Genomic DNA, 19,674 nt, shown 5'->3' with positions numbered 1-19,674 from the left:
TCATTCCGCCGCCTGCGATGCCTCGTTGAGCACCGGCAGCTGCATTTCGAATACCGCGCCACCCCGTTCGGAGTTGCGGGCTGTCAGCCGGCCGCCCAGGTCGGCCACGATCCCCGAGGAGATCGCCAGTCCAAGCCCGACGCCGTCACCCGGCTGCTTGGTCGTGTAGAATGGCTCGAAAAGCGAATCGAGATCCTCGATGCCGTGGCCGTTGTCGCGGACCGCCAGTGTCGCGGTCTCTCCTGCCGCCAAGATAATCTCCACCTGCGGGTCGTCCACCGACTTGGTGGCGTCGAGCGCATTGCGCAAGAGGTTGACCAGCACCTGTTCGATGCGCATCCGGTCGCCCATGACCTTCACCGGCTCGTCCGGCAGGATGCGGGAGATCTTCACCCGGCGCGATTTCAGCTGCGGCTCCATCATCGACAGCGAGGAGGCCAGCGCCTCCGCCATATCCACCGGGCTGAGCGCCTCCTGGCCCTTGCGGGCATAGCTCTTCAACTGCCGCGTGATCGCGCCCATGCGCTCGATCAGGTCGTCGATGCGGTGGAAGGCGGTCAGCGCCTCCTCGGGTCGGTTGCGGCGCAGCAGCAGCCGCGCACCAGCCAGATAGGTCTTCATCGCCGCCAGCGGCTGGTTCAGCTCGTGGCTGACGGCGGCGGACATCTCGCCCAGGGCCGCCAGCTTGGAGGACTGCGCGAGCGATTGCTCCGCCACCGCGAGGTTCTCCTGCACCCGCTCCCGCTCGGCCATTTCCGCCTGCAGCCGCGCGTTCAGCGCCCGAAGCTCCGCGCTTTCCCGCTGGAACAACGCCATGCGCAGCGCCGTCTTGCGCGACAGGAAGTAGAAGGCCAGCGCCGCGAGGATGGCAAAGCCCATGATCTCCAGCGCCAGCACCGCGTTCACTTTCTCCCGCACGGAGGCGTAGGTGGTGAAGGTGGTCAGCGTCCAGCCCCGGAACGGGATACGCCCGTCGATCCGCATCACCGCCTCGCCCGACAGGTAAGCGTCCGGCTGTTCGCTGGTCCAGTCCGAGGTCGCCCGGATCGCCCGCTCGATGGCGGTCTCTGCCGGCTGGCGCTGCAACGCCTCCGGCGTGGTCAGCCCGCGCCAGCGCGGCTCCGTCGCCAGGATGATGCGCCCGTCGCTGTCGGTCACCATGACCGCGTCGGAAATCCCGGCCCAGGCGCGTTCGAACTTGGCGAGGTCGACCTCCACCACGATCACGCCGATGGCCTGGTTCTGGCTCTCGACCCGCCGCGAATAGGTAAAGCGGAAGCCCCCGGCCTCGCGCTCGATCACCGTGAACACCGTGGTCGAGGAGCGCAGAGCATCGACGAAATAGCCCAGCGTCTTGTGGGTCTCGCCCAGCCGGTTGCGGTCCGTCGCCGCCACCGTCCGCCCCTCGCCGTCGAGCAGCATCAGGGAGGCCGCGCCGATCTCGTCCACGAAGGAAATCAGCCGCTGCGACGATTGCGTGTAATCCGCCGCGTTCAGCGCCCCGATCAGCGCCGCGTCCCGGGCCAGCAGCTGCGGCACGATGGCGTTGCGGCGCAGCTCGGAAATCAGGTTGCCGGAGTAGAGCGCGAGACGCAGCTCCGCCCGGTTGCGTGTGGTCTCGGTAAACCGGGCGGTCAGCAGCGTGTTGGTGGTCCAGATCGTCGCGATGGCCGCCACGACGAGAACGCCAAGCGCCAGCCGCACCCGCCAGGAAAGCGGGCCGGAACGCCGGGCACGGGCCCGGGTCAGGGAAGAGCGGCGGTCTGACATCTTGCCGCGCAGGATACGCGCCTGCCTGCGCCGCCTCAAGTCAGGCTTGGCTGAGCACCTGCGTCAGATGAGCGAAAAGACGCGCACCATCCTCGTTGCCATGGGCGCTTTCCGCCGCCCGCTCCGGATGCGGCATCATGCCCAGAACCCGGCGGTTGTCCGACAGGATACCGGCAATGTCCCGCGCCGAGCCATTGGGGTTGTCGGTGTAGCGGAACGCCACCCGGCCCTCGCCCTCCAGCCGGTCCAGCGTCGCGTCGTCGGCGAAATAGTTGCCATCGTGGTGCGCGATCGGCACGTTGATCGTCTCGCCGAGGCCGTAGCCTTCGGTGAACACGCTCTCGGTGGTCTCGACGGTCAGCCCGATGGTGCGGCAGATGTACTTCAACCCCGCGTTGCGCAGCAGGGCGCCGGGCAGGATGCCGGTCTCCGTCAGCACCTGGAAGCCGTTGCACACGCCGAAGGCATAGCCGCCGCGTTCCGTATGCTTGATCACTTCGCCGCAGATCGGCGAACGGGCCGCGATGGCCCCGCAGCGCAGGTAATCGCCAAAGGAAAAGCCGCCGGGAATGCCGACGATATCCACCTGCGGCAGCGCCGTGTCCTTGTGCCAGACCATCTCGACCTCCAGCCCGGCCTTCTCGAAGGCGCGTTTCAGGTCACGGTCGCAGTTGGAGCCGGGGAAGACGATGACGGCAGCTTTCATGGCTTACTCCTGGGGGCTGGCTTGGCTCTGCTGCTACAGCCTTGTGGGCAGCGGTGCAAGACCGCTCAGGCCGCCCCGCGCCGCTTCCAGCGCCAGAGCAGCAGCGACAGCACCAGCGACGGCAGAACGAGCATTACGCCAAGTTTCAGCACGATCCACCCGGCGGCGTAGACATGGCTACCCGGCACGATCGCATCCCGGTCTTCGCCGGGGAAGACGATGATCTCATGCTGGCTCCCGACCGCGAGGTTCAGCGAAGGGTCCGACATATGCGAGGACGCCCCGGTCTCGCGTCCGCCCGGCTCGGTGTAGCGGAAAACCGGCGAATAGGTCTTCGGCGCGTCCGACAGGAACTTCGGGATGTCATTGTCCCATTCGTAGACCCGTTCCACCGTCCCGGTGACCGTCACACCCCGCCGCACGTGCCAGTCGGACAGCAGCAGCTCCACCACGCCGCCGCCCATCATGCAGACCGGCAGGACCCAGACCAGAACCCAGACCCGCCAGCTGATCTGGCGGGTGCCGTCCGGATTGGTCCGCACGAAATAGGGCTTGGCCACGGGACTACCCTGCGAAATCGGTGATCACCGCCACTCCCGGCGGCGCGGCATGATCGAAGGCAGCCAGCTCTGCCGTCGCATCGCTCAGCGCCACCCGGCGGGCCACGATGGGCGAGAGGTCGACAAGCCCGCCCGCGACCATGTTGAGCAGGTCCGGATAGCGATGCGCGGGCATGCCGCGCGTGCCGTAGATCGCCAGTTGCCCGGAATAGACCACGTCCCAGGGCAATGTCATGTTGAGGTGTTCCCCGGCGGGCATACCCACCTGCACCATCCGCCCAAGCTTGCGAAGGGAGCGCATGGCAGCCTCGGTTGTGGCGGGAATGCCGAGCGCTTCGACGGCCACATGAGCACCGCCGCCGGTGATCTCCCGCACCGCCTCAGCCGCGTTGCCCGAAGCGGCATTCACCACCGCATCGGCGCCCAGACCCTTGGCATGGGTCAGCTTTTCCTCGACCACATCGACCACCACGACCCGCGCCCCAAGCGCCCGCCCCAGCAGCATCGCCGACAGGCCGACACCGCCGCAGCCGAACACCGCCAGCCACTCGCCAGGCCGCAGCGCCGCCCGCCCGGTCAGCGCCTGCCACGCCGTCGTCACCCGGCAGCCAAACGCCGCCGCAAGGTCCGGCGCGATGGTCTCGGGCAGCCGCGCGAGGTTCTCGTCGGCAAAGGCCACGGCGACATATTCGGCAAAGGAGCCGGGCGCGGTGAAGCCCGGCAGCACCTGGTTGGCGCAGATCGTCTGATGCCCCGCCGAGCAATCCGGGCAGGCCCCGCAGGCGAGGATGAACGGCGCGATGACCCGGTCTCCGACCTGCCAGCGTGTCACGCCCGCGCCCACCGCGACCACCTCGCCGCAGAATTCGTGCCCCGGCACATGCGGCAGCACGACTTCATCGCCGCCGGTCCAGACGTGCCAGTCAGAGCGGCAGATGCCGCTCGCCAGCACCCGCAGCACCACCCCGCCCGGCGCAGGCGCCGGGTCCGGCACCGTCACAAGCTCCAGCGGCGCACGATAGGCGGTCAGCCGCGCCGCCCGCATCAGCTCAGCTCGATGGTGTAGCTTTCGATCACCGTGTTCGCGAGCAGCTTCTCGCACATCGCCTTCACGGTCTCCTCGGTGGTGCCGTCGGCCAGGTCGAGCTCGATCACCTTGCCCTGCCGCACGCCGCCCACGCCGTCGAAGCCGAGCGCACCGAGCGCATGACGCACCGCCTCACCCTGCGGATCGAGAACCCCGTTCTTGAGCATGACATGTACCCGGGCCTTCATGGCGTCGTCCTTTTCCCAGAGCCGCGACAGCCGCGCGGCGTTGATCCCATGGCCCCGGGTGAAACCCTTTCGACAGGGAAAATGCAAGCGCAAACCTGTTCTGCAGGCCCCGGAGGACATCCGGGCCTAGCGCTGCCCGACAAGGTCCGCCCGCGGCATCCCGGCGGCGAAGACCTCTACCCGGTTGGTCCAGACGAACCCGTCGAAGCCCTCCGGCACCGCGGCCCAGTGCGCGGGCGTGTCCACGCCGGACGCCCCGCCGCCGCCGCTGCGCGGTCCCAGCAGGATCACCTCCGTGCCCGCCTTCGCCATCCGCCAGGTGAACCGGTGCGGCCAGCCCCAGAGCCACGGCCCGACATCCACCGGCACCGCCACCATGCCGCCGCTGCAGCTCTGCGGGACATACCCCGCCCAGCCGAGCAGCATGTAGAGTTTCAGGCATTCCTCCCCCCGCCCGGCATCATGGCCCCGCAGCCCGGGCAAGGCCGCCTCCGCCGCCCGCACCGGGATCGCGCTGCCGGAGACACCCCAGACCTGCCGCCGCCACTCCGGCCGCGCCAGCAGCGCTGCCAGCGCCGTGCCCTCCTCGATGCGCTGGCTGGCAAAACGGATCATGTAGCGCCCGCCCAGCTCCGCCTCCAGCACCTCGCGCAGCGTGGGCATCATCCCGACGCCGGTGCCGCGCAGCGGAAAGGTCTCGCCATCGGCGGTATAGCCATAGCCCACGTCGAGCGATTTCAGATAGGTCAGCGGCTGCGCCCCGGTCAGCCCGGAGCCCTCCGTCCGGCACTCCAGCCGCTGGTCGTGGAACACCACGAAACGCCCGTCCGGCACCAGCTGCACGTCGAGTTGCACCACCGCCGCGCCCGCGTCGAACGCCGCACGTATGGCGGGAATCGTGTTTTCGATATACGGATGGGCAACCGGCGCGATCCGCCGCGCGGTGCAGGCCGCATCGCCTGCAGGCCCCGGGCGCGCGATCTGGTGGACACCGCGATTCGACAAGAGCCGCAGGCCCGGTCCCCGGTCGGGGTCGAACAGCAGGGACGTGTTGTTGAGCCAGCCCAGCCCGAGGCCGATCAAACCCAGTTGAAACAATCGCTTGAGTATCGTCATCCGCCATCCGCGTGCCATCGCGGTTCCTGCCTCCTGCCCCATGACCGGGTCAGGACGGAGCATCGCGCCGCCAGTGGCCTCCTCGCCCCGGCGCGTGTCGCTCCTGCCTGCCCCGACGGTCTGCCTGCGCCGTTTTCCTTCAACTTAAGCGATAGTTTTCCGGGCTGACAAGGGCCGGTTTGTACCAGCATGCCAAGGCTCGGCGGGTTCCGGCGCGCCGGGTGGCAAAGGCCCGCCGACGCCGTGGCGGGCGCTGTCTTCTGCCCCCATGGGGAGGGTCAGGAGTCCAAAGCGCCCGGGAAACCGTCCGGTGGACGGTTTCCAGCGCAGGACGGGCGAAGCCCCGGGGGGGACTCCCTCCCCTTCGGGGAGGGTTGGGGGTCCGGAGCGACCGGGAAACCGTCCGGTGGACGGTTTCCAGCGCAGGACGGGCGAAGCCCCGGGGGGACTCCCTCCCCTTTGGGGAGGGTTGGGGGTCCGAAGCGCCCGGGAAACCGTCCAGTGGACGGTTTCCAGCGCAGGACGGGCGAGGCCCCGGGGGGACTGCCTCCCCCTTGGGGAGGGTTGGGGGTCCGGAGCGCCCGGGAAACCGTCCGGTGGACGGTTTCCAGCGAAGGACGGGCGAAGCCCCGGGGGGACTCCCTCCCCCTTGGGGAGGGTTGGGGTGGGGGGAGGAATGCACCGGAAGACGACGACGCCCGTGCCACTTCCCCGCAAACGAAAAAGGGGCGCCGAAGCGCCCCTTTCCCCAATCCATCCGGATCAGCGGCCCAGTGACCACCAGCCGCGTTTCTTCGGCTTGGCGTCTTCCTCTTCCGCCGCTTCGCCCGCGGTCTCGCTCATCGGCTCAGGCTCCGGTTCCGGCGCGGCCTCCGGCTCGGCGACCGTTGTCCCGGCCTCAGACTCCGCCTCTGCCTCGACCGCCACGTCGGCCTGCGAGGTCTGGTCCGCCGACCCGACCACCTCGGCGATCACGTCAGCCGCCTTGCGCCGGGTGCGGCGCGGCTTGGCAGGCGCGGCCTCTGCCGTCGCTTCGGGATCGGCCACGGAAGGCGTTTCCTCAGCCGCGACCACCTCGGCCACGGCAGGCGCGTCCTCCGCCACGACCGGCTCGGCTGGCTCGGCCTGCTCAAGGGCCGGAGCCGCCTCGGGTGCTGCCGCTTCGGCAGGCGCTTCGACCCCGGCGGGTGCTTCTGCGGGCGCCTCTGAGGCCTCCTCGTCGGTCTTCTTCTTGCGGCGGGTGCGCGTCCGCTTCGGTTTCGGGGCCGCTTCCGCAGCCTCACCGGATTCGGTCTCCGTCACCGGTGCCGCCTCGGCAGCAGGCTCTGCAGCCGCGCCATCGGCAGCGGCCTCCGCCCCGGTTTCGCTCTCCGCGTCCCGGGCCTTCGACCGCGATCCGCTGCGCGAGCGCGTCCGCTTCTTCTTCGGAGCCTCCTGCGCGGCCTCCTCCGTCTGCGCCCCAGCCGCGGCGGCCTCCGCCTCGGAGTCGGTCCCGGCATCGGCACCGGCCTCAGCCGCCGCCTCGTCGGCGTCGGCGTCACTCTCGTCCGACGACTCGTCGGCACTGTCGTCCGAGCCGGACTCCGCCCCGGATTCGCCACCGGATTTCGACTTCCGGCGCCGACGGCGGCGGCGTTTCTTCGGCTTGTCATCCGACTCGCCCGAGTCCTTCGCGGCGACCGGAGCCGCCTCCTGCGCCTCCTCCTCGTCGGCCTCCTCGACCTCGTCGAGCAGCGCCTCCTCGTCAATCTCGTCCATCAGCGAGGTATCCACCGACACCACATGCACCGGGGCTTCCGGCACCGCTCGGGTCGCGGTCTTGAACTTCTCCATGGAGAAATCCGGGGCGATCAGATGCACGTCGCCCTCGATGCGCACGGCCATGCCGTACCGCGCTTCGATCATCGCGATATGCTCGCGCTTGACGTTCATCAGGTAGTTGGCGATCGAGACCGGGCACTTCACCAGCACCTCGCGGGAGCGGCGACGGGTGCCCTCCTCCTCGATCTGCCGCAGCACGGCCAGCGCCATGTTGTCGTCCGAGCGAATGAGGCCGGTGCCGTGGCAGGCGGCGCAGGGCTGCGTCGTCGCCTCGATCATCCCCGGGCGCAGACGCTGGCGGGACATCTCCAGCAGGCCAAAGCCCGAGATGCGGCCCACCTGGATACGCGCCCGGTCGGTCTTCAGCTTGTCCTTGAGCTTCTTCTCCACGGCGGCGTTGTTCTTGCGCTCGTCCATGTCGATGAAGTCGATCACGATCAGACCCGCAAGGTCGCGCAGACGCAACTGACGGGCCACCTCCTCGGCGGCTTCCAGGTTGGTCTTGGTCGCGGTCTCCTCGATGGAGCCTTCCTTGGTCGCCCGGCCGGAGTTCACGTCGATGGCCACCAGCGCCTCGGTCACACCGATCACGATGTAACCGCCGGATTTCAGCTGCACCACCGGGTTGAACATGCCCGACAGGTAGCTCTCCACCTGATGGCGGGCGAAAAGCGGCATCTGCTCGTTGTAATGTTTCACGTTCTTGGCGTGGGACGGCATGATCATCTTCATGAAGTCCTTGGCGATGCGGTAGCCGCGCTCGCCCTCCACCAGCACCTCGTCGATGTCGCGGTTATAGAGGTCGCGGATCGAGCGCTTGATGAGGTCGCCTTCCTCGTAGATCTTCGCCGGGGCGATGGACTTGAGCGTCAACTCGCGGATCTGCTCCCAGAGCCGCTGCAGGTACTCGTAATCGCGCTTGATCTCGGTCTTCGTGCGCTTCGCCCCCGCGGTGCGGATGATCAGGCCCGCGCCCTTCGGCACGTCGATCTCCGTGGCGATTTCCTTGAGCTTGGAGCGGTCGGCGGCATTGGTGATCTTGCGCGAGATGCCGCCGCCCCGGGCGGTGTTCGGCATCAGCACGCAGTACCGGCCCGCCAGCGACAGGTAGGTCGTCAGCGCCGCGCCCTTGTTGCCGCGCTCCTCCTTGACCACCTGCACCAGCAGGATCTGGCGCACCTTGATGACTTCCTGGATCTTGTAACGGCGCGCGCGCGGCTTGCGGCGCGGACGGATGTCCTCCTCGGTGTCGTCATCCGCCACCGACTCGATGGTCTCGTCCTTGTGGACGCCGTCATCCTCGTCCTCGTCGTCGCCTTCGTCCTCGTCGTCGGAAGTGTCCTCCTCGTCCGACGCCGCCTCTTCGGCTGCCTCGTCCGACGCCGCATCCGAAACCCCCTCGACCGGAGCCTCGACAGCCTCGGCGACGATCTCGGACGGCAGCGCGATGTCCGCCTGCCCCTCCGAAACCACCGGCTCCGCAGGCTCCTCGACCGGCGTTTCCGCCACGGTCTCCATCGGCGACAGGCCCTCGCCCGGCGCACCCGCCTCGGTGTCCTCGCCCGCGTCGTCCGACAGGTCGATGGTCTCCATGCCGGAGATCTCGCGCGGCGCGTCCTTCGGCTCCGCGGTCACCACCACGTCATCCGACTTCGCGCTCTCCGCCTTGGCGTTCGACGGCTTCTTGCGCGACCGGGTGCGCGAGCGCTTCTTCGGCTTCTCGCGCTCTTCCTCTTCCTCGGCGGCAAGCGCCGCCTCCTCCTCCATCAGCGCCTTCCGGTCGGCGATGGGGATCTGGTAGTAATCCGGGTGGATTTCCGAGAAGGCCAGGAAGCCGTGCCGGTTGCCGCCGTAATCCACGAAGGCCGCCTGCAACGAGGGTTCGACCCGCGTAACCTTGGCTAGATAGATATTTCCTGCAAGCTGGCGCTTGTTTTCGGATTCGAAGTCGAACTCCTCGACCTTGTTTCCGTCCACCACCACGACGCGGGTCTCTTCCGCGTGGGTGGCATCGATGAGCATTTTCTTTGCCATTGAGTCCAATTGCGCAGCATGGCGCCCCCCGTCCCGGGCGGGGCGGAGGTCCGCGTGCTGTGTCTTGTCAGTGCGAGGGGATGCGCGTGGGCATGGCGGGCGCTGTGCACCCTTGCCTCATGCCTCATGTGTGTCGCGCGTTTCATCGCGTTTCTTCTCCGACGCCTCAGCCGGCTGAGCCGGGGGCGCCCGTTACAAAGCCCGTCGCTTGTGGCGGTCCGGACAGCTACTTCGGCCTTTTGAGGGGCCTGATCGGCCTGACGGGATGTTTTGTCCTTCATCCATGTCAGCGAAATCTTCGGTGCCAGCCCGAGGGGCAGCATTCCGTCCGCTAACATAGGGGTATGAAGGGACCATTGACAATGGGCAATCGCCCGCCGCCCCGCAGCATTGCCCGCAATTGAATCAAATGGAGGGTGTCAGGGATGGGATGCGAGCCGCGGCGCACCCACGCGGAGCGTTGCGCCGCTCACCTGCGGCCGGTTCGGTAGTCCTTTGGACGAACGGCGGCAAAGGCGTCGGCATCGATCCCTTCCAGCGCAGCTTTGATCCGGTCCGAGATCAGCAGCAGGCCCGTAGCCTCGTCCCGGACGAAGTCGTGGCCTTCCATGCAGCCGGCCTTCAGCACGAGGCGGTGAACCCTGCTGACATAACGCCCCTTCCAGAGCCAGTCGATCCGACTCGCATCCCGGTCAAGACACTCCGCAATGACCAGCGGCTTGACCAGGACAGCATCGCTGCAAACGCCGTTTTCGGCGCGCAGCGTCGCCCGCTTGATCGACACCGCCGGTCCAAGCTCCCGGAACAGGTCCGAAGCCGGGCCCCGCAGGAACAGGCAATGCGACGTACAGGAGAGGATCGACCGCCCCGCGATGGCCTCCAAGGAACAGTCCACCGTCAGCATTGCCTCGCCCTCCTCGGGAAAAGGCTCGCCGATCAAGGTGTTGTAGCTCTCCATGCTCGAGCGGTCATGGTCATATTCCGCCATGGGATACTTCGACGTTTCGATACTCTCGATCACCCAGATCGCGTCGCTCACCGCACAGCCTCCACAAATGCCCCCTGACAGCGCCAGCCCGAAGCCGCACATCGGGACATCGAACGCAAGAAAAGCGCACCGCCCTCAAACCCCGCCTGCGTGGCCTGCGGCAGCGTTCCCGTCAATCCCGCCCCCAGCTTCTTCTTGGCAAAAATACCCAAGACCCGGCCCGCCACACGCGCGCCGGGCCGCACTCTTAATCGAACGCCCGCAGCCGTTTGATCAGGCTCGACGTGTCCCAGCGCCCGCCGCCCATCTTCTGCACGTCCTTGTAGAACTGGTCCACCAGCGCCGTCACCGGCAGCGAGGCACCGGTCTCGTTGGCGGTCTTGAGGCAGATCCCGAGGTCCTTGCGCATCCAGTCCACGGCGAAGCCATGCTCGAACTGGTCGTCCAGCATGGTCTTGTAGCGGTTGACCATCTGCCACGACCCGGCCGCGCCTCCGCCAATGACATCAACCACCTCGCGCCCGTCCAGCCCCGCCTTCTCGGCGAAATGCAGACCTTCGGAGAGCCCCTGCACCAGCCCCGCGATGCAGATCTGGTTGACCATCTTGCACAGCTGCCCGGCGCCGCTCTCGCCCAGCCGCTTGCACAGCTTGGCATAGGCGTCGATCACCGGCTCCGCCTCGCTGTAGGCGCCCTGATCGCCGCCGCACATGACCACGAGCTGGCCATTCTCGGCCCCCGCCTGCCCGCCGGACACCGGCGCGTCGACGAACTCGATGTTCGCCGCCTCCGCCACCGCGTACAACTCCCGCGTCACCTCGGCGGACACCGTTGTGTGGTCTACGAAAATGCTGCCCTTGGTCATCCCTGCAAAGGCCCCGTCCTCGCCAAGGCAGACGCCGCGCAGGTCGTCGTCATTGCCAACGCAGCACATCACGAAAGCCGCGCCCTTCGCCGCCTCGCGCGGGGTGGCCGCCATGGCGCCGCCGTGTTCCTTCACCCAGGCCTCGGCCTTCGACGCGGTGCGGTTGTAGACCGTCACCTGGTGGCCCGCCTTGGCCAGGTATCCGGCCATCGGATAGCCCATGACGCCCAGCCCCAGGAATGCAACCTTTGCCATTCGTCCTCTCCCTCTCTAGGTATTGTCGTGACATCGCGGGCCGATCCGCGAAACACCGCCTGCCGCGCCCCTTCACATCGGACGCGAAGGCGGCTAAGCCCGCTTCACCCCTCGTGTTAGCGCAAGAAAAGGGCAAGGGAAATGGCGCTTGTGTTCCGATGGCTGCTTCGGCTGGTCACCTTTGCGATCGTGCTCGCGGTGCTGGGCACCGGCCTCGTCTATTATCTCGCCTCGCGCTCCCTGCCGGTCTACGACAAGAGCATGCCCGTCGCCGGCATCACCGCCGACATCGAGATCATCCGCGACAACGCCGGCGTGCCGCATATCATGGCGCTCTCCGACCGCGATGCCTTCTTCGGGCTTGGCTATGTGCACGCGCAGGACCGGCTGTGGCAGATGATGCTGCTGCGCCGGACCGTGCAGGGGCGGCTGTCGGAGGTCTTCGGCACGCGCACGGTGGAGACCGACACGCTGATGCGGCGGCTCGACCTCTACCCGCTTGCGGTGCAGTCGGTGCCGCATCAGGACGCGGCGACGCTGGATGCGCTGGAGGCCTATTCCGCCGGGATCAACGCCCGGCTCGAAGAGATCAACCGCGGCGGCAAGGGCCGCGGTGCGCCGGAATTCTTCATGTTCAGCGGGCCACTTGCGCCCTGGCAGCCCGCCGACAGCATCGCCATCGCCAAGCTCATGGCCTTCCAGCTGACCGGCCACCTGCGCGACGAGGTGCTGCGCGCGCGCACCTCGCTGCTGATCCCGGATCAGGCGCGGCTCCGGGACATCCTGCCGGACATGCCCGGTGCGGCGGTCGCGGCGCTGCCGGGCTATGCCAGCCTCGTGCCCGGCCTGCACCCGCGTTTCGCCCCGGAGCGCACCGAGCAGGCCTTCCTGCCCGCCTCCCCGCCGCGTGGCCTTGCGGGCGCCTCGAACGCCTGGGCCGCAGATGCCTCGCGCTCGGCGGGGGGTGGCACGTTGCTGGCGAATGACCCGCACCTCGGGCTGACCGCGCCGACGATCTGGTATCTGGCGCGGCTGCAACTGACCACCGGCGGCGTCATCGGCGGCACCATTCCGGGGATGCCGCTGATCATGGTGGGCCGCTCGGAGCGGCTCGGCTGGGGCATGACCACGGCTTATGTCGACGATCAGGACCTCTATCTGGAGGAACTGAACCCGGACAACCCGGAGGAATACCGCACCCCGGACGGCTTCAAGCGCTTCGTCACGCGCAAGAGCATCATCACCATCAAGGATCACGAGCCCGCCACGGTGACCCTGCGCTGGACCGACAACGGCCCGGTGCTGCCCCGCGCCACCTACAACCTGGAGGACATCACCCCGCCGGGGCATGTGGCCGCGCTGGCCTGGACGGCGCTGTCGGGCGAGGACACCTCGCTGACGGCGGGCATCGGGCTGATGATGGCCGGTTCCGTCGAGGAGGCGATCGAGGCCGGGCGCAACCACGTCGCCCCGGCGCAGAACCTGACGCTGATCGACGAAGACACCGTCGCCATGCAGATGATCGGCCAGATGCCCTCGCGCGATCCCGCGCACCAGAGTTTGGGGCGCTTCCCGTCCTTCGGCTACATGGCGCAGAACCGTTGGCAGGGAATGCTGCCCTACTCCGCCAACCCCGCTTTCCTCGCGCCGGAGGGCGGCATCGTCGGCAACACCAACAACAAACTCACCGACGCCCCCTTCCCGCGCCACGTCAGCTTCGACTGGGGCGACAGCCAGCGGGTGCAGCGCTGGCAAACCCTCATGACGGGCCGCCAGGTGCACACAAGGGACAGCTTCATCGAGGCGCAGCTCGACACCGTGTCCGTCACCGCCCGCACCCTGCTGCCGCTCATCGGACGCGACCTGTGGTACACCGGCGAGGCGGCGCCCGAGGGCACACCGGAGCGGCAACGACAAAGGGCGCTGGCGCTGCTGGCGGACTGGAACGGCGAGATGAACGAGCACCTGCCGGAGCCGCTGCTCTACGCCGCCTGGGTGCGGGCACTGCAGGAGCGGCTGATCCGCGACGATCTCGGCACGCTGGCGGACGCCTACCGCCACGTGGAGCCGCTGTTCATCGAGCGGGTCTACCGCGACGTGGACGGCGCCTCGGCCTGGTGCGACATCATCCGCTCGGCGGTGGTCGAGACCTGTTCGGACATCGCGCGGCTGGCGCTGGACGACGCGCTGCTGTGGATCGACGAGCACTACGGCGACCAGCTGGAGAGCCTGCGCTGGGGCGACGCGCATCAGGCGCTGCACGACCACCCGGTGCTGGGCGACGTGCCGCTGCTGCGCTACTTCGTGAACATCCACCAGAGCACCTCCGGCGGCGACAACACGCTGATGCGCGGGCGCACCTCCGGCGATCCGGATGCGCCCTTCGAGAACGTGCACGCGGCGGGGTATCGTGGCGTCTATGACTTCGCCGATCCGGACAGCTCCGTGTTCATCACCGCCACCGGCCAGTCCGGGCACTTCCTGTCGCGGCATTACGACGACCTCGGACAACTCTGGCGGCGCGGCGAGTATATCCCGATGTCGCTGGACGTGGATCTCGCCCGCGCTGCCTCCACCGGCATCACCCGGCTGACCAAGCCGTGAGGCAGGCCGCCGAAGCGGTGCGCGGGCTCTGGCCGGGATGGGCCGGGGCGCTGGTGCCGCTCGGCACATCCGGAGAGCGGGCGGTCTTCCGCGTGAAGGACGCCCCCTGCCCGGCGGTGGTCAAATGCTGGCCGGAGGCGCAGCGCGGCAAGGCTTTGGCCCAGGTGGCGCGGCAAGGCGCATTGGCGGAGGCGATGGGCGACGGGCGGTTCCGGGTGCCGGAGGTGCTGCACGTCGATGAAGACCGGCTGGCGCTGGTCATGCACGATTGCGGCGGGCGGGACCTCGGCGCGGCGCTGGAGACATCGGACGAGACCGCGGCGGCGCGGCTGCTGAGCGCGGGGGGCGGCTGGATCGCGGCCTTGCATGGGCTGACCCGGCGCGAGGCGCCGTTCCGTCCGGCCCCGCACCTGAACTGGCTGAACAAGCTGGTGGCGCAGGCCAAGGCCGGGACGCGGCGGATCGACGATCTGCCCCGGTTCAAGGCGCAAGTCACGGCGCTGCAGGCGATGGTCTCCGAGGTGCGGCGGCGGCCCTCGCTGCGGGCGGTCACCCACAAGGACCTGAACGCGGGCAACCTGCTCGTGGATGACGGCGGAACGCTTTGGGGAATCGATGTCGAGAACGGCGCGGAGGACGAGGCGCTGCGCGATCTGTTCTCGCTGGCGCTGGACGGGATGGGTTTCGCCTCCTGCGGAGGCGACCGGCGCGCCCTCGCTGCGCTCGGGCGCGGCTATGGTGTGGAGCTTGGCGATCCGCTGGTCAGGTTGTTCCTGCAGCGGACCTTTGCGCTGGGTTACTGGGCGCGAACACCGTTGCCGCACTCAAGGCGGCAGGCGACGCGGATGCGGGCGGCGCTGTGGATCCTGGCACAGGACGGCGCGGTGTTCTGACGCGGGAGGAGGGCTCTGCCCTCGCCCCTGCGGGGCTCACCCGGAGGTATTTGTCAAAGAGAAGAAACAGGGGACCGTCCGCCCCCGTGCCTACAGCGCCTCGAAGCGGGCCTTGTCGGTGGCGGTCCAGTTGACGGTCAGGGCGTAGCCGTCTTCGGTCTGCTCCTCGCGTTCGACGAGCCCCTTCTCGAAGAGCCAGGCGCGTTTGCGACCCAAGGCAAAGGGGAGCAGCAATTCCTCGATACGCTTTTCCTCGCCAAGCGCTTGCGTGACCGCCTCGAGGAAGGCGTCCAGCCCCTCGCCGGTGATGGCGGAGACGGCGAAGATGCCCTTGTCGCGGTCGGCGCGGGTGCGGATCGCCTCGGCGTGGTCCGGCTCCAGCCGGTCGACCTTGTTCCAAAGCTCGATCTGCCGGGTTTCGTCCCCGACACCGAGCGAGGCAAGGATGGTGCGCACGTCGCGGGCCTGCTCCTCGCTCTCCGGATGGGAGATGTCACGCACGTGCACGATGACGTCGGCGGCGAGCACCTCCTCCAGCGTGGCGCGGAAGGCGGCGACGAGTTCGGTCGGCAGGTCGGAAATGAAGCCCACCGTGTCCGACAGGATCACCGTCGCCCCGGTGGGCAGGTCGACCTGCCGCATGGTCGGGTCGAGCGTGGCGAAGAGCATGTCCTTTGCCATCACCTCCGCCCCGGTCAGACGGTTGAACAGCGTGGATTTGCCCGCGTTGGTATAGCCGACGAGCGCCACGATGGGGAACGGCACCTTGGCGCGGGCGGCGCGGTGCAGCTCTCGGGTCTTGACCACCTTGTCGAGCTGGCGGCGCAGGCGCACCAGCTGTTCGTCGATGGCGCGGCGGTCCGCCTCGATCTGGGTCTCGCCGGGGCCGCCGACGAAACCGAGCCCGCCGCGCTGGCGTTCGAGGTGGGTCCAGGCCCGCACCAGCCGGGTGCGTTGGTAGCTCAGATGCGCCATCTCGACCTGCAGCACACCCTCGCGGGTGGCGGCGCGGTCGGAGAAGATTTCGAGGATCAGCCCGGTGCGGTCGAGCAGCTTGACCTTCCATTCCTTCTCGAGGTTGCGCTGCTGCACGGGCGAGACCGGCCCGTCCACGAGGACAAGCTCGATCTCCTCGGCCTTGAAGCGGTTTTTCAGTTCCTCGATCTTGCCGGAGCCGAAGAGCATGCCCGGATGCGGGCGTTGCAGGGGCACGACGTTGGCGCCGATCACCTCGAGATCGGGCAAGGCATGCGCCAGCGAAACGGCCTCCTCGAGCGCCCGCTGCCCGTCGCGGCGGTCCCTCTCGGCCTTCATGTCAGGATGCAGTACCCAGGCGCGGGTGACCGGCTTTGCGTGGTCTATGCCGCTCAAGAAGCGTCTTCACCGTCATAAAGGTTGATCGGCTGCGACGGCATGATCGTGCTGATCGCATGTTTGTACACCAGCTGGCTCTGACCATCCCGGCGCAGAAGCACGCAGAAATTGTCGAACCAGGTGATCACACCCTGCAGCTTGACACCGTTAATCAGGAAGACTGTTACCGGAACCTTTGTCTTGCGCACATGGTTGAGAAATGCGTCCTGCAGGTTCTGTCTGTCCGAAGCCATTGAAATTGCCTTTGTTCTTGTATCGCCTCCCGCGGGGGGCGCCCCTATCTCGACTGAGTATGTCTTGCATGCGCCGGAGTTTCCAGCGCAAAAATCAGCGGCCTTCGGAAATCACCGTGCAGTCGCGGCAAGCGCCGTCAATTGCGCCACAGGTCCGGCGAGAGCAGGACCACGATGGCGAGCAGTTCCAGACGTCCGAGGATCATCCCGGCGGAGGTCAGCAACTGCACCCCGGCAGAGGCGTTGGCGAGGCTGATCGGCTCCGCCCCGGCAAAGGCGATCAGCGGCCCGGTGTTGGACAGCGCCGCGACGGTGAGGATCATCGCCTGCTCGAACCCGATGCCGAGGATGCCGTAGACCATGGCGAAGAGCGCCAGCGTCACGGCGAACATCATGAAGAAGACCCAGGCGATGAACGCCCCCTCGCGCCGGATGCGGCGGCTGACGAGGCCGACACGGCCGACGGAATGCGGGTGGATCAGCCGTTCGATCTCGCGCGAGCCGTTGAGGTAGAGCGCGTAGACCCGCATCAGCTTGACCCCGCCCGCGGTGGTGGCGACGCCGCCGCCGACCATGGCGAGGCCCATGAGCACCGTGCCGGGCGTGGCGAGGCCGGACCAGTTCTGCGCGGTGTCCCAGTCGTTCGACAGGAAGCCTGTGGTCGACAGGAAGGACAGCGCGGTGAACAGCCCGCCCCAGAGCGCCCGGATGCCGGCGATGTAGTCGAGTTCCTCGCCGACGTCGAAGGAGGCCAGCCAGTGGCGCAGGAAGAACAGCACAGGAACGATGGCGATGATCACGAGCCCGAGGCGGAATTCCGGGTCATAGCCGAGGCCGGGGCGGCTGGCCTGGCTGGTGGTGTCGGTCGAGAAGGTCAGGCGCGAGAGGGCGAAGAACATGAAGCAGAAGAGCACCATCTCTCCGGCCAGCCCGCTCTGCGCACCCGCCATGCCGCCCGCGGGGGAAATGCCCGAGGTCGCCATGACGGCCATGGCGTGCATCAGCGCGATCAGCGGCGTCTCGCCCGCCACCAGCAGCATCACCGCCAGCGCCAGGGTCAGGCCGGTGTAGACCGGGATCAGCACGCGGGCGCTGCGCTCCAGACGCTGCATCGGACCCGTGCGCACGCCCCGCGCCGCGCCCTGCGCGATGCTCTGGCCCGGCTCGCTGCTCGCCGTGACCTCGAAGCCGCCGAGGGTCATGGGCGCGAGGATCGCCGAAGCGGCGACCCAGACGATCAGCCCGCCCATCCAGCCAACCTGCCCGCGCCACAGGTGCTCCGGCCCCGACAGCCGCGCCGGATCGAAGAGCGTGACGCCGGTGGTGGTCAGGGACGAGACCATCTCGACATAGGCTGACAGGAAGGAGGTCGTCCGGACCGCCTCGAAGAACGGCACGGCGAGGAAGACCGGCAGCACGATGAAGGCGGCGAGATAGGCCAGCAGCTGCCGCAGCCCGCTGGTGCCCGGCGTCCGGTTGGCCAGCGCCAGCGCCACCAGCGCGGTCAGCACCACCCCGACGATGCCACTGTAGAAGAAGGCGCGTGCGTCATGGAACTCCTCGATGGCCAGCGCATAGCCCGCGGGCAGCAGCATGGAGACGGAGACCATCCCCAGCAGCAGGAGGAACAGGGGCAGACGCAGGAGAACGGCAGCCATGGCTCAGAAGAAGTCGATGGAGACCTGCAGCAGGCGCTCCACCTCCGGCACGTCCTTGGCCAGCGCAAAGAGCACCACGTGGTCCCCGGCCTGGATCTGCAACCCGCCTGTGGGTTTGACGATCTTGTCACCCTGCCGGATCGCGCCGACGAGGACGCCCTCGGGGAAGTCGATCTCTCGCAGGCGCGCGCCCGCCATGGAGGAGGTCGAGAGCACCTCCGCCTCGATCACCTCGGCCTCGGCGTCGCCGATGGAATAGACCCGGCTGACGCGGCCGTGGCGGATGTGGCGCAGGATGGAGCTCACGGTGGTGGCACGCGGGTTGATCCAGGCGTCGATGCCCATCGGGTCCATCAGCTCCACCAGCGTCGGATCGTTGACGAGGCTGATCGCCATGGGACAGCCCGCCGCCTTGGCCCGCACCGCGGCGAGCATGTTGGACTTGTCGTCGTCGGTCACGCAGAGGATGGCGTCCGCCCGCTCCACGCCCGCCTCGCTCAGCAGCGCCGCGTCGAGACCGTCGCCGTGCAGCACGATGGTCCGCTCCAGCGCCTCCGCCGCCCGCTCCGCCGACTTGCGGTCGCGTTCGATGACCTTGACCCGGACGCGCTCCTTCGCCCGCTCCAGCCGCTGCGCCACCGCAAGGCCGACGTTGCCGCCGCCGAGAATGACGATGCGCTCCTGCTTGCGCTGCGACTTGCCGAAGATCTCCAGCGCCCGGCGCACGTCGTCCACATGCACCATGATGTAGCAGCTGTCGCCGACGAAAAGCTGGTCCCGGGCCTCGGGCGCGAACAGCGTGCCATCGCGGCGGATGCCGACCACCACGGAGCGCAGGGTGCTGAACAGGTCGGTCAGCTGCCGCAGCGGGGTGTTGACGATCGGACAGTCCTCGTCGATCGACAGGCCCATGAGATGCGCCTTGCCGTCGAGGAAGGTCTCGGTGTCAAAGGAGGCAGGTGCACTGAGCCGCTGCAGCGCCGCCTCCGCCACCTCCCGCTCGGGGCTGATGACCACGTCGATGGGCAGGTGCTCGCGGCGGTAGAGGTCGGAATAGATCGCGTTGAGATAGCTCTGCGAGCGCAACCGGGCGATCTTGCGCGGCACGGAGAAGACCGAATGCGCCACCTGGCAGGTCACCATGTTGACCTCGTCGGAATAGGTCGCGGCGATGATCATGTCCGCATCGCGGGCGCCGGCCTTGTCGAGCACGTCGGGGTAGCTGGCGAACCCCGCGATCCCCTGCACGTCGAGCGAGTCGGTGGCCCGGCGCACGAGGTCGGGGTTGCTGTCGACGACGGTGACGTCATTGCGCTCGCCGGAAAGATGCCGCGCGATCTGCCAGCCAACCTGCCCGGCCCCACAGATGATGACCTTCATGGCCGATCCTTATGCTGTCTGGCCCTTGGCATGGCATGGGTGGCGGCGGGGGTCAATGTGTTGCGGGGGATGGCAGGGGTTTGGCGGGCCTGTCGCGGACGTCTTGATCTGCTTCACCCTGACCTTCTCCCACCCTGCCCCT

At 68.1% G+C, this 19,674-nt stretch carries 15 protein-coding genes; 2 read left to right on the top strand and 13 right to left on the bottom strand.

All coding sequences use genetic code 11. The features are described 5' to 3' along the window. The 9 genes from ACP159_RS23275 to ACP159_RS23235 form a co-directional block, all read right to left on the bottom strand. Positions 1-1,770, bottom strand: a complete 1,770-nt coding sequence (locus tag ACP159_RS23275) for a sensor histidine kinase (RefSeq protein WP_425102160.1) — start codon at positions 1,768-1,770, stop codon at positions 1-3. 40 nt (positions 1,771-1,810) lie between these two features. Further along, positions 1,811-2,476 (bottom strand): phosphoribosylformylglycinamidine synthase subunit PurQ, encoded by a 666-nt coding sequence (gene purQ, locus ACP159_RS23270; RefSeq protein ID WP_425102128.1) that lies wholly within the window; start codon positions 2,474-2,476, stop codon positions 1,811-1,813. A 65-nt stretch (positions 2,477-2,541) separates the two neighbouring features. Further along, entirely contained in the window at positions 2,542-3,036 is a 495-nt protein-coding gene (locus ACP159_RS23265; RefSeq protein ID WP_425102127.1) for a hypothetical protein, read from the bottom strand. 4 nt (positions 3,037-3,040) lie between these two features. Next, positions 3,041-4,081 carry a zinc-dependent alcohol dehydrogenase family protein gene (locus ACP159_RS23260; protein ID WP_425102126.1) on the bottom strand — a complete coding sequence of 347 codons (1,041 nt, stop codon included), beginning with the start codon at positions 4,079-4,081 and terminating at the stop codon, positions 3,041-3,043. Further along, positions 4,081-4,311, bottom strand: coding sequence for a phosphoribosylformylglycinamidine synthase subunit PurS (purS, locus tag ACP159_RS23255; RefSeq protein ID WP_425102159.1), 231 nt, complete (start codon positions 4,309-4,311; stop codon positions 4,081-4,083). Before purS ends, ACP159_RS23260 begins: the two co-directional genes overlap by 1 nt. Before the next feature lie 126 nt (positions 4,312-4,437). Continuing rightward, on the bottom strand, positions 4,438-5,490 hold the full coding sequence (locus ACP159_RS23250) for a glycerophosphodiester phosphodiesterase family protein (protein ID WP_425102125.1): 1,053 nt from the start codon (positions 5,488-5,490) through the stop codon (positions 4,438-4,440). A gap of 699 nt (positions 5,491-6,189) precedes the next feature. Continuing rightward, complete coding sequence (locus ACP159_RS23245; protein ID WP_425102124.1) at positions 6,190-9,282, bottom strand: Rne/Rng family ribonuclease; 3,093 nt, start codon at positions 9,280-9,282, stop codon at positions 6,190-6,192. 469 nt (positions 9,283-9,751) lie between these two features. After that, positions 9,752-10,321, bottom strand: a complete 570-nt coding sequence (locus tag ACP159_RS23240; protein WP_425102123.1) for a hypothetical protein — start codon at positions 10,319-10,321, stop codon at positions 9,752-9,754. Positions 10,322-10,517: 196 nt separating this feature from the next. Continuing rightward, positions 10,518-11,390: an NAD(P)-dependent oxidoreductase gene (locus tag ACP159_RS23235; protein WP_425102122.1), complete on the bottom strand. Its 873-nt coding sequence runs from the start codon at positions 11,388-11,390 to the stop codon at positions 10,518-10,520. 141 nt (positions 11,391-11,531) lie between these two features. Between ACP159_RS23235 and ACP159_RS23230 the strand changes: the two genes are divergently transcribed. Both ACP159_RS23230 and ACP159_RS23225 read left to right on the top strand, forming a co-directional pair. After that, positions 11,532-13,994, top strand: coding sequence for a penicillin acylase family protein (locus tag ACP159_RS23230; protein WP_425102121.1), 2,463 nt, complete (start codon positions 11,532-11,534; stop codon positions 13,992-13,994). After that, a complete protein-coding gene (locus ACP159_RS23225) occupies positions 13,991-14,887 on the top strand; it encodes a phosphotransferase family protein (RefSeq protein ID WP_425102120.1) in 897 nt (298 codons plus the stop codon). The genes ACP159_RS23230 and ACP159_RS23225 overlap by 4 nt, the downstream gene beginning before the upstream one ends. A gap of 90 nt (positions 14,888-14,977) precedes the next feature. Here ACP159_RS23225 and hflX read toward each other — a convergent pair whose 3' ends face one another. From hflX to trkA, 4 genes are all read right to left on the bottom strand, one after another. Beyond that, on the bottom strand, positions 14,978-16,249 hold the full coding sequence (hflX, locus tag ACP159_RS23220) for a GTPase HflX (RefSeq protein ID WP_425102158.1): 1,272 nt from the start codon (positions 16,247-16,249) through the stop codon (positions 14,978-14,980). A gap of 5 nt (positions 16,250-16,254) precedes the next feature. Then, the gene (hfq, locus tag ACP159_RS23215) at positions 16,255-16,494 is read right to left on the bottom strand and encodes an RNA chaperone Hfq (protein WP_097802888.1); all 240 of its coding nucleotides are present in this window, start codon (positions 16,492-16,494) and stop codon (positions 16,255-16,257) included. 137 nt (positions 16,495-16,631) lie between these two features. Next, a complete protein-coding gene (locus ACP159_RS23210) occupies positions 16,632-18,152 on the bottom strand; it encodes a TrkH family potassium uptake protein (protein WP_425102119.1) in 1,521 nt (506 codons plus the stop codon). 3 nt (positions 18,153-18,155) lie between these two features. Next, positions 18,156-19,532 (bottom strand): Trk system potassium transporter TrkA, encoded by a 1,377-nt coding sequence (trkA, locus tag ACP159_RS23205; protein ID WP_425102118.1) that lies wholly within the window; start codon positions 19,530-19,532, stop codon positions 18,156-18,158. Between the last annotated feature and the right edge of the window lie 142 nt (positions 19,533-19,674).

It is taken from the genome of Tropicibacter sp. S64 (genome assembly GCF_049803835.1).
Lineage (GTDB): Bacteria > Pseudomonadota > Alphaproteobacteria > Rhodobacterales > Rhodobacteraceae > Pacificoceanicola.
Note: the sequence above shows the minus strand (reverse complement) of the source record. Positions and strands in the feature narration are given on the sequence as shown.

Coding starts and splice junctions, on each gene's coding strand:
- ACP159_RS23275 (WP_425102160.1), bottom strand. CDS start 1,770: ATGTCAGACCGCCGCTCTTCCCTGACCCGGGCCCGTGCCCGGCGTTCC.
- purQ (WP_425102128.1), bottom strand. CDS start 2,476: ATGAAAGCTGCCGTCATCGTCTTCCCCGGCTCCAACTGCGACCGTGAC.
- ACP159_RS23260 (WP_425102126.1), bottom strand. CDS start 4,081: ATGCGGGCGGCGCGGCTGACCGCCTATCGTGCGCCGCTGGAGCTTGTG.
- purS (WP_425102159.1), bottom strand. CDS start 4,311: ATGAAGGCCCGGGTACATGTCATGCTCAAGAACGGGGTTCTCGATCCG.
- ACP159_RS23250 (WP_425102125.1), bottom strand. CDS start 5,490: ATGCTCCGTCCTGACCCGGTCATGGGGCAGGAGGCAGGAACCGCGATG.
- ACP159_RS23245 (WP_425102124.1), bottom strand. CDS start 9,282: ATGGCAAAGAAAATGCTCATCGATGCCACCCACGCGGAAGAGACCCGC.
- ACP159_RS23235 (WP_425102122.1), bottom strand. CDS start 11,390: ATGGCAAAGGTTGCATTCCTGGGGCTGGGCGTCATGGGCTATCCGATG.
- ACP159_RS23230 (WP_425102121.1), top strand. CDS start 11,532: ATGGCGCTTGTGTTCCGATGGCTGCTTCGGCTGGTCACCTTTGCGATC.
- hfq (WP_097802888.1), bottom strand. CDS start 16,494: ATGGCTTCGGACAGACAGAACCTGCAGGACGCATTTCTCAACCATGTG.
- ACP159_RS23210 (WP_425102119.1), bottom strand. CDS start 18,152: ATGGCTGCCGTTCTCCTGCGTCTGCCCCTGTTCCTCCTGCTGCTGGGG.
- trkA (WP_425102118.1), bottom strand. CDS start 19,532: ATGAAGGTCATCATCTGTGGGGCCGGGCAGGTTGGCTGGCAGATCGCG.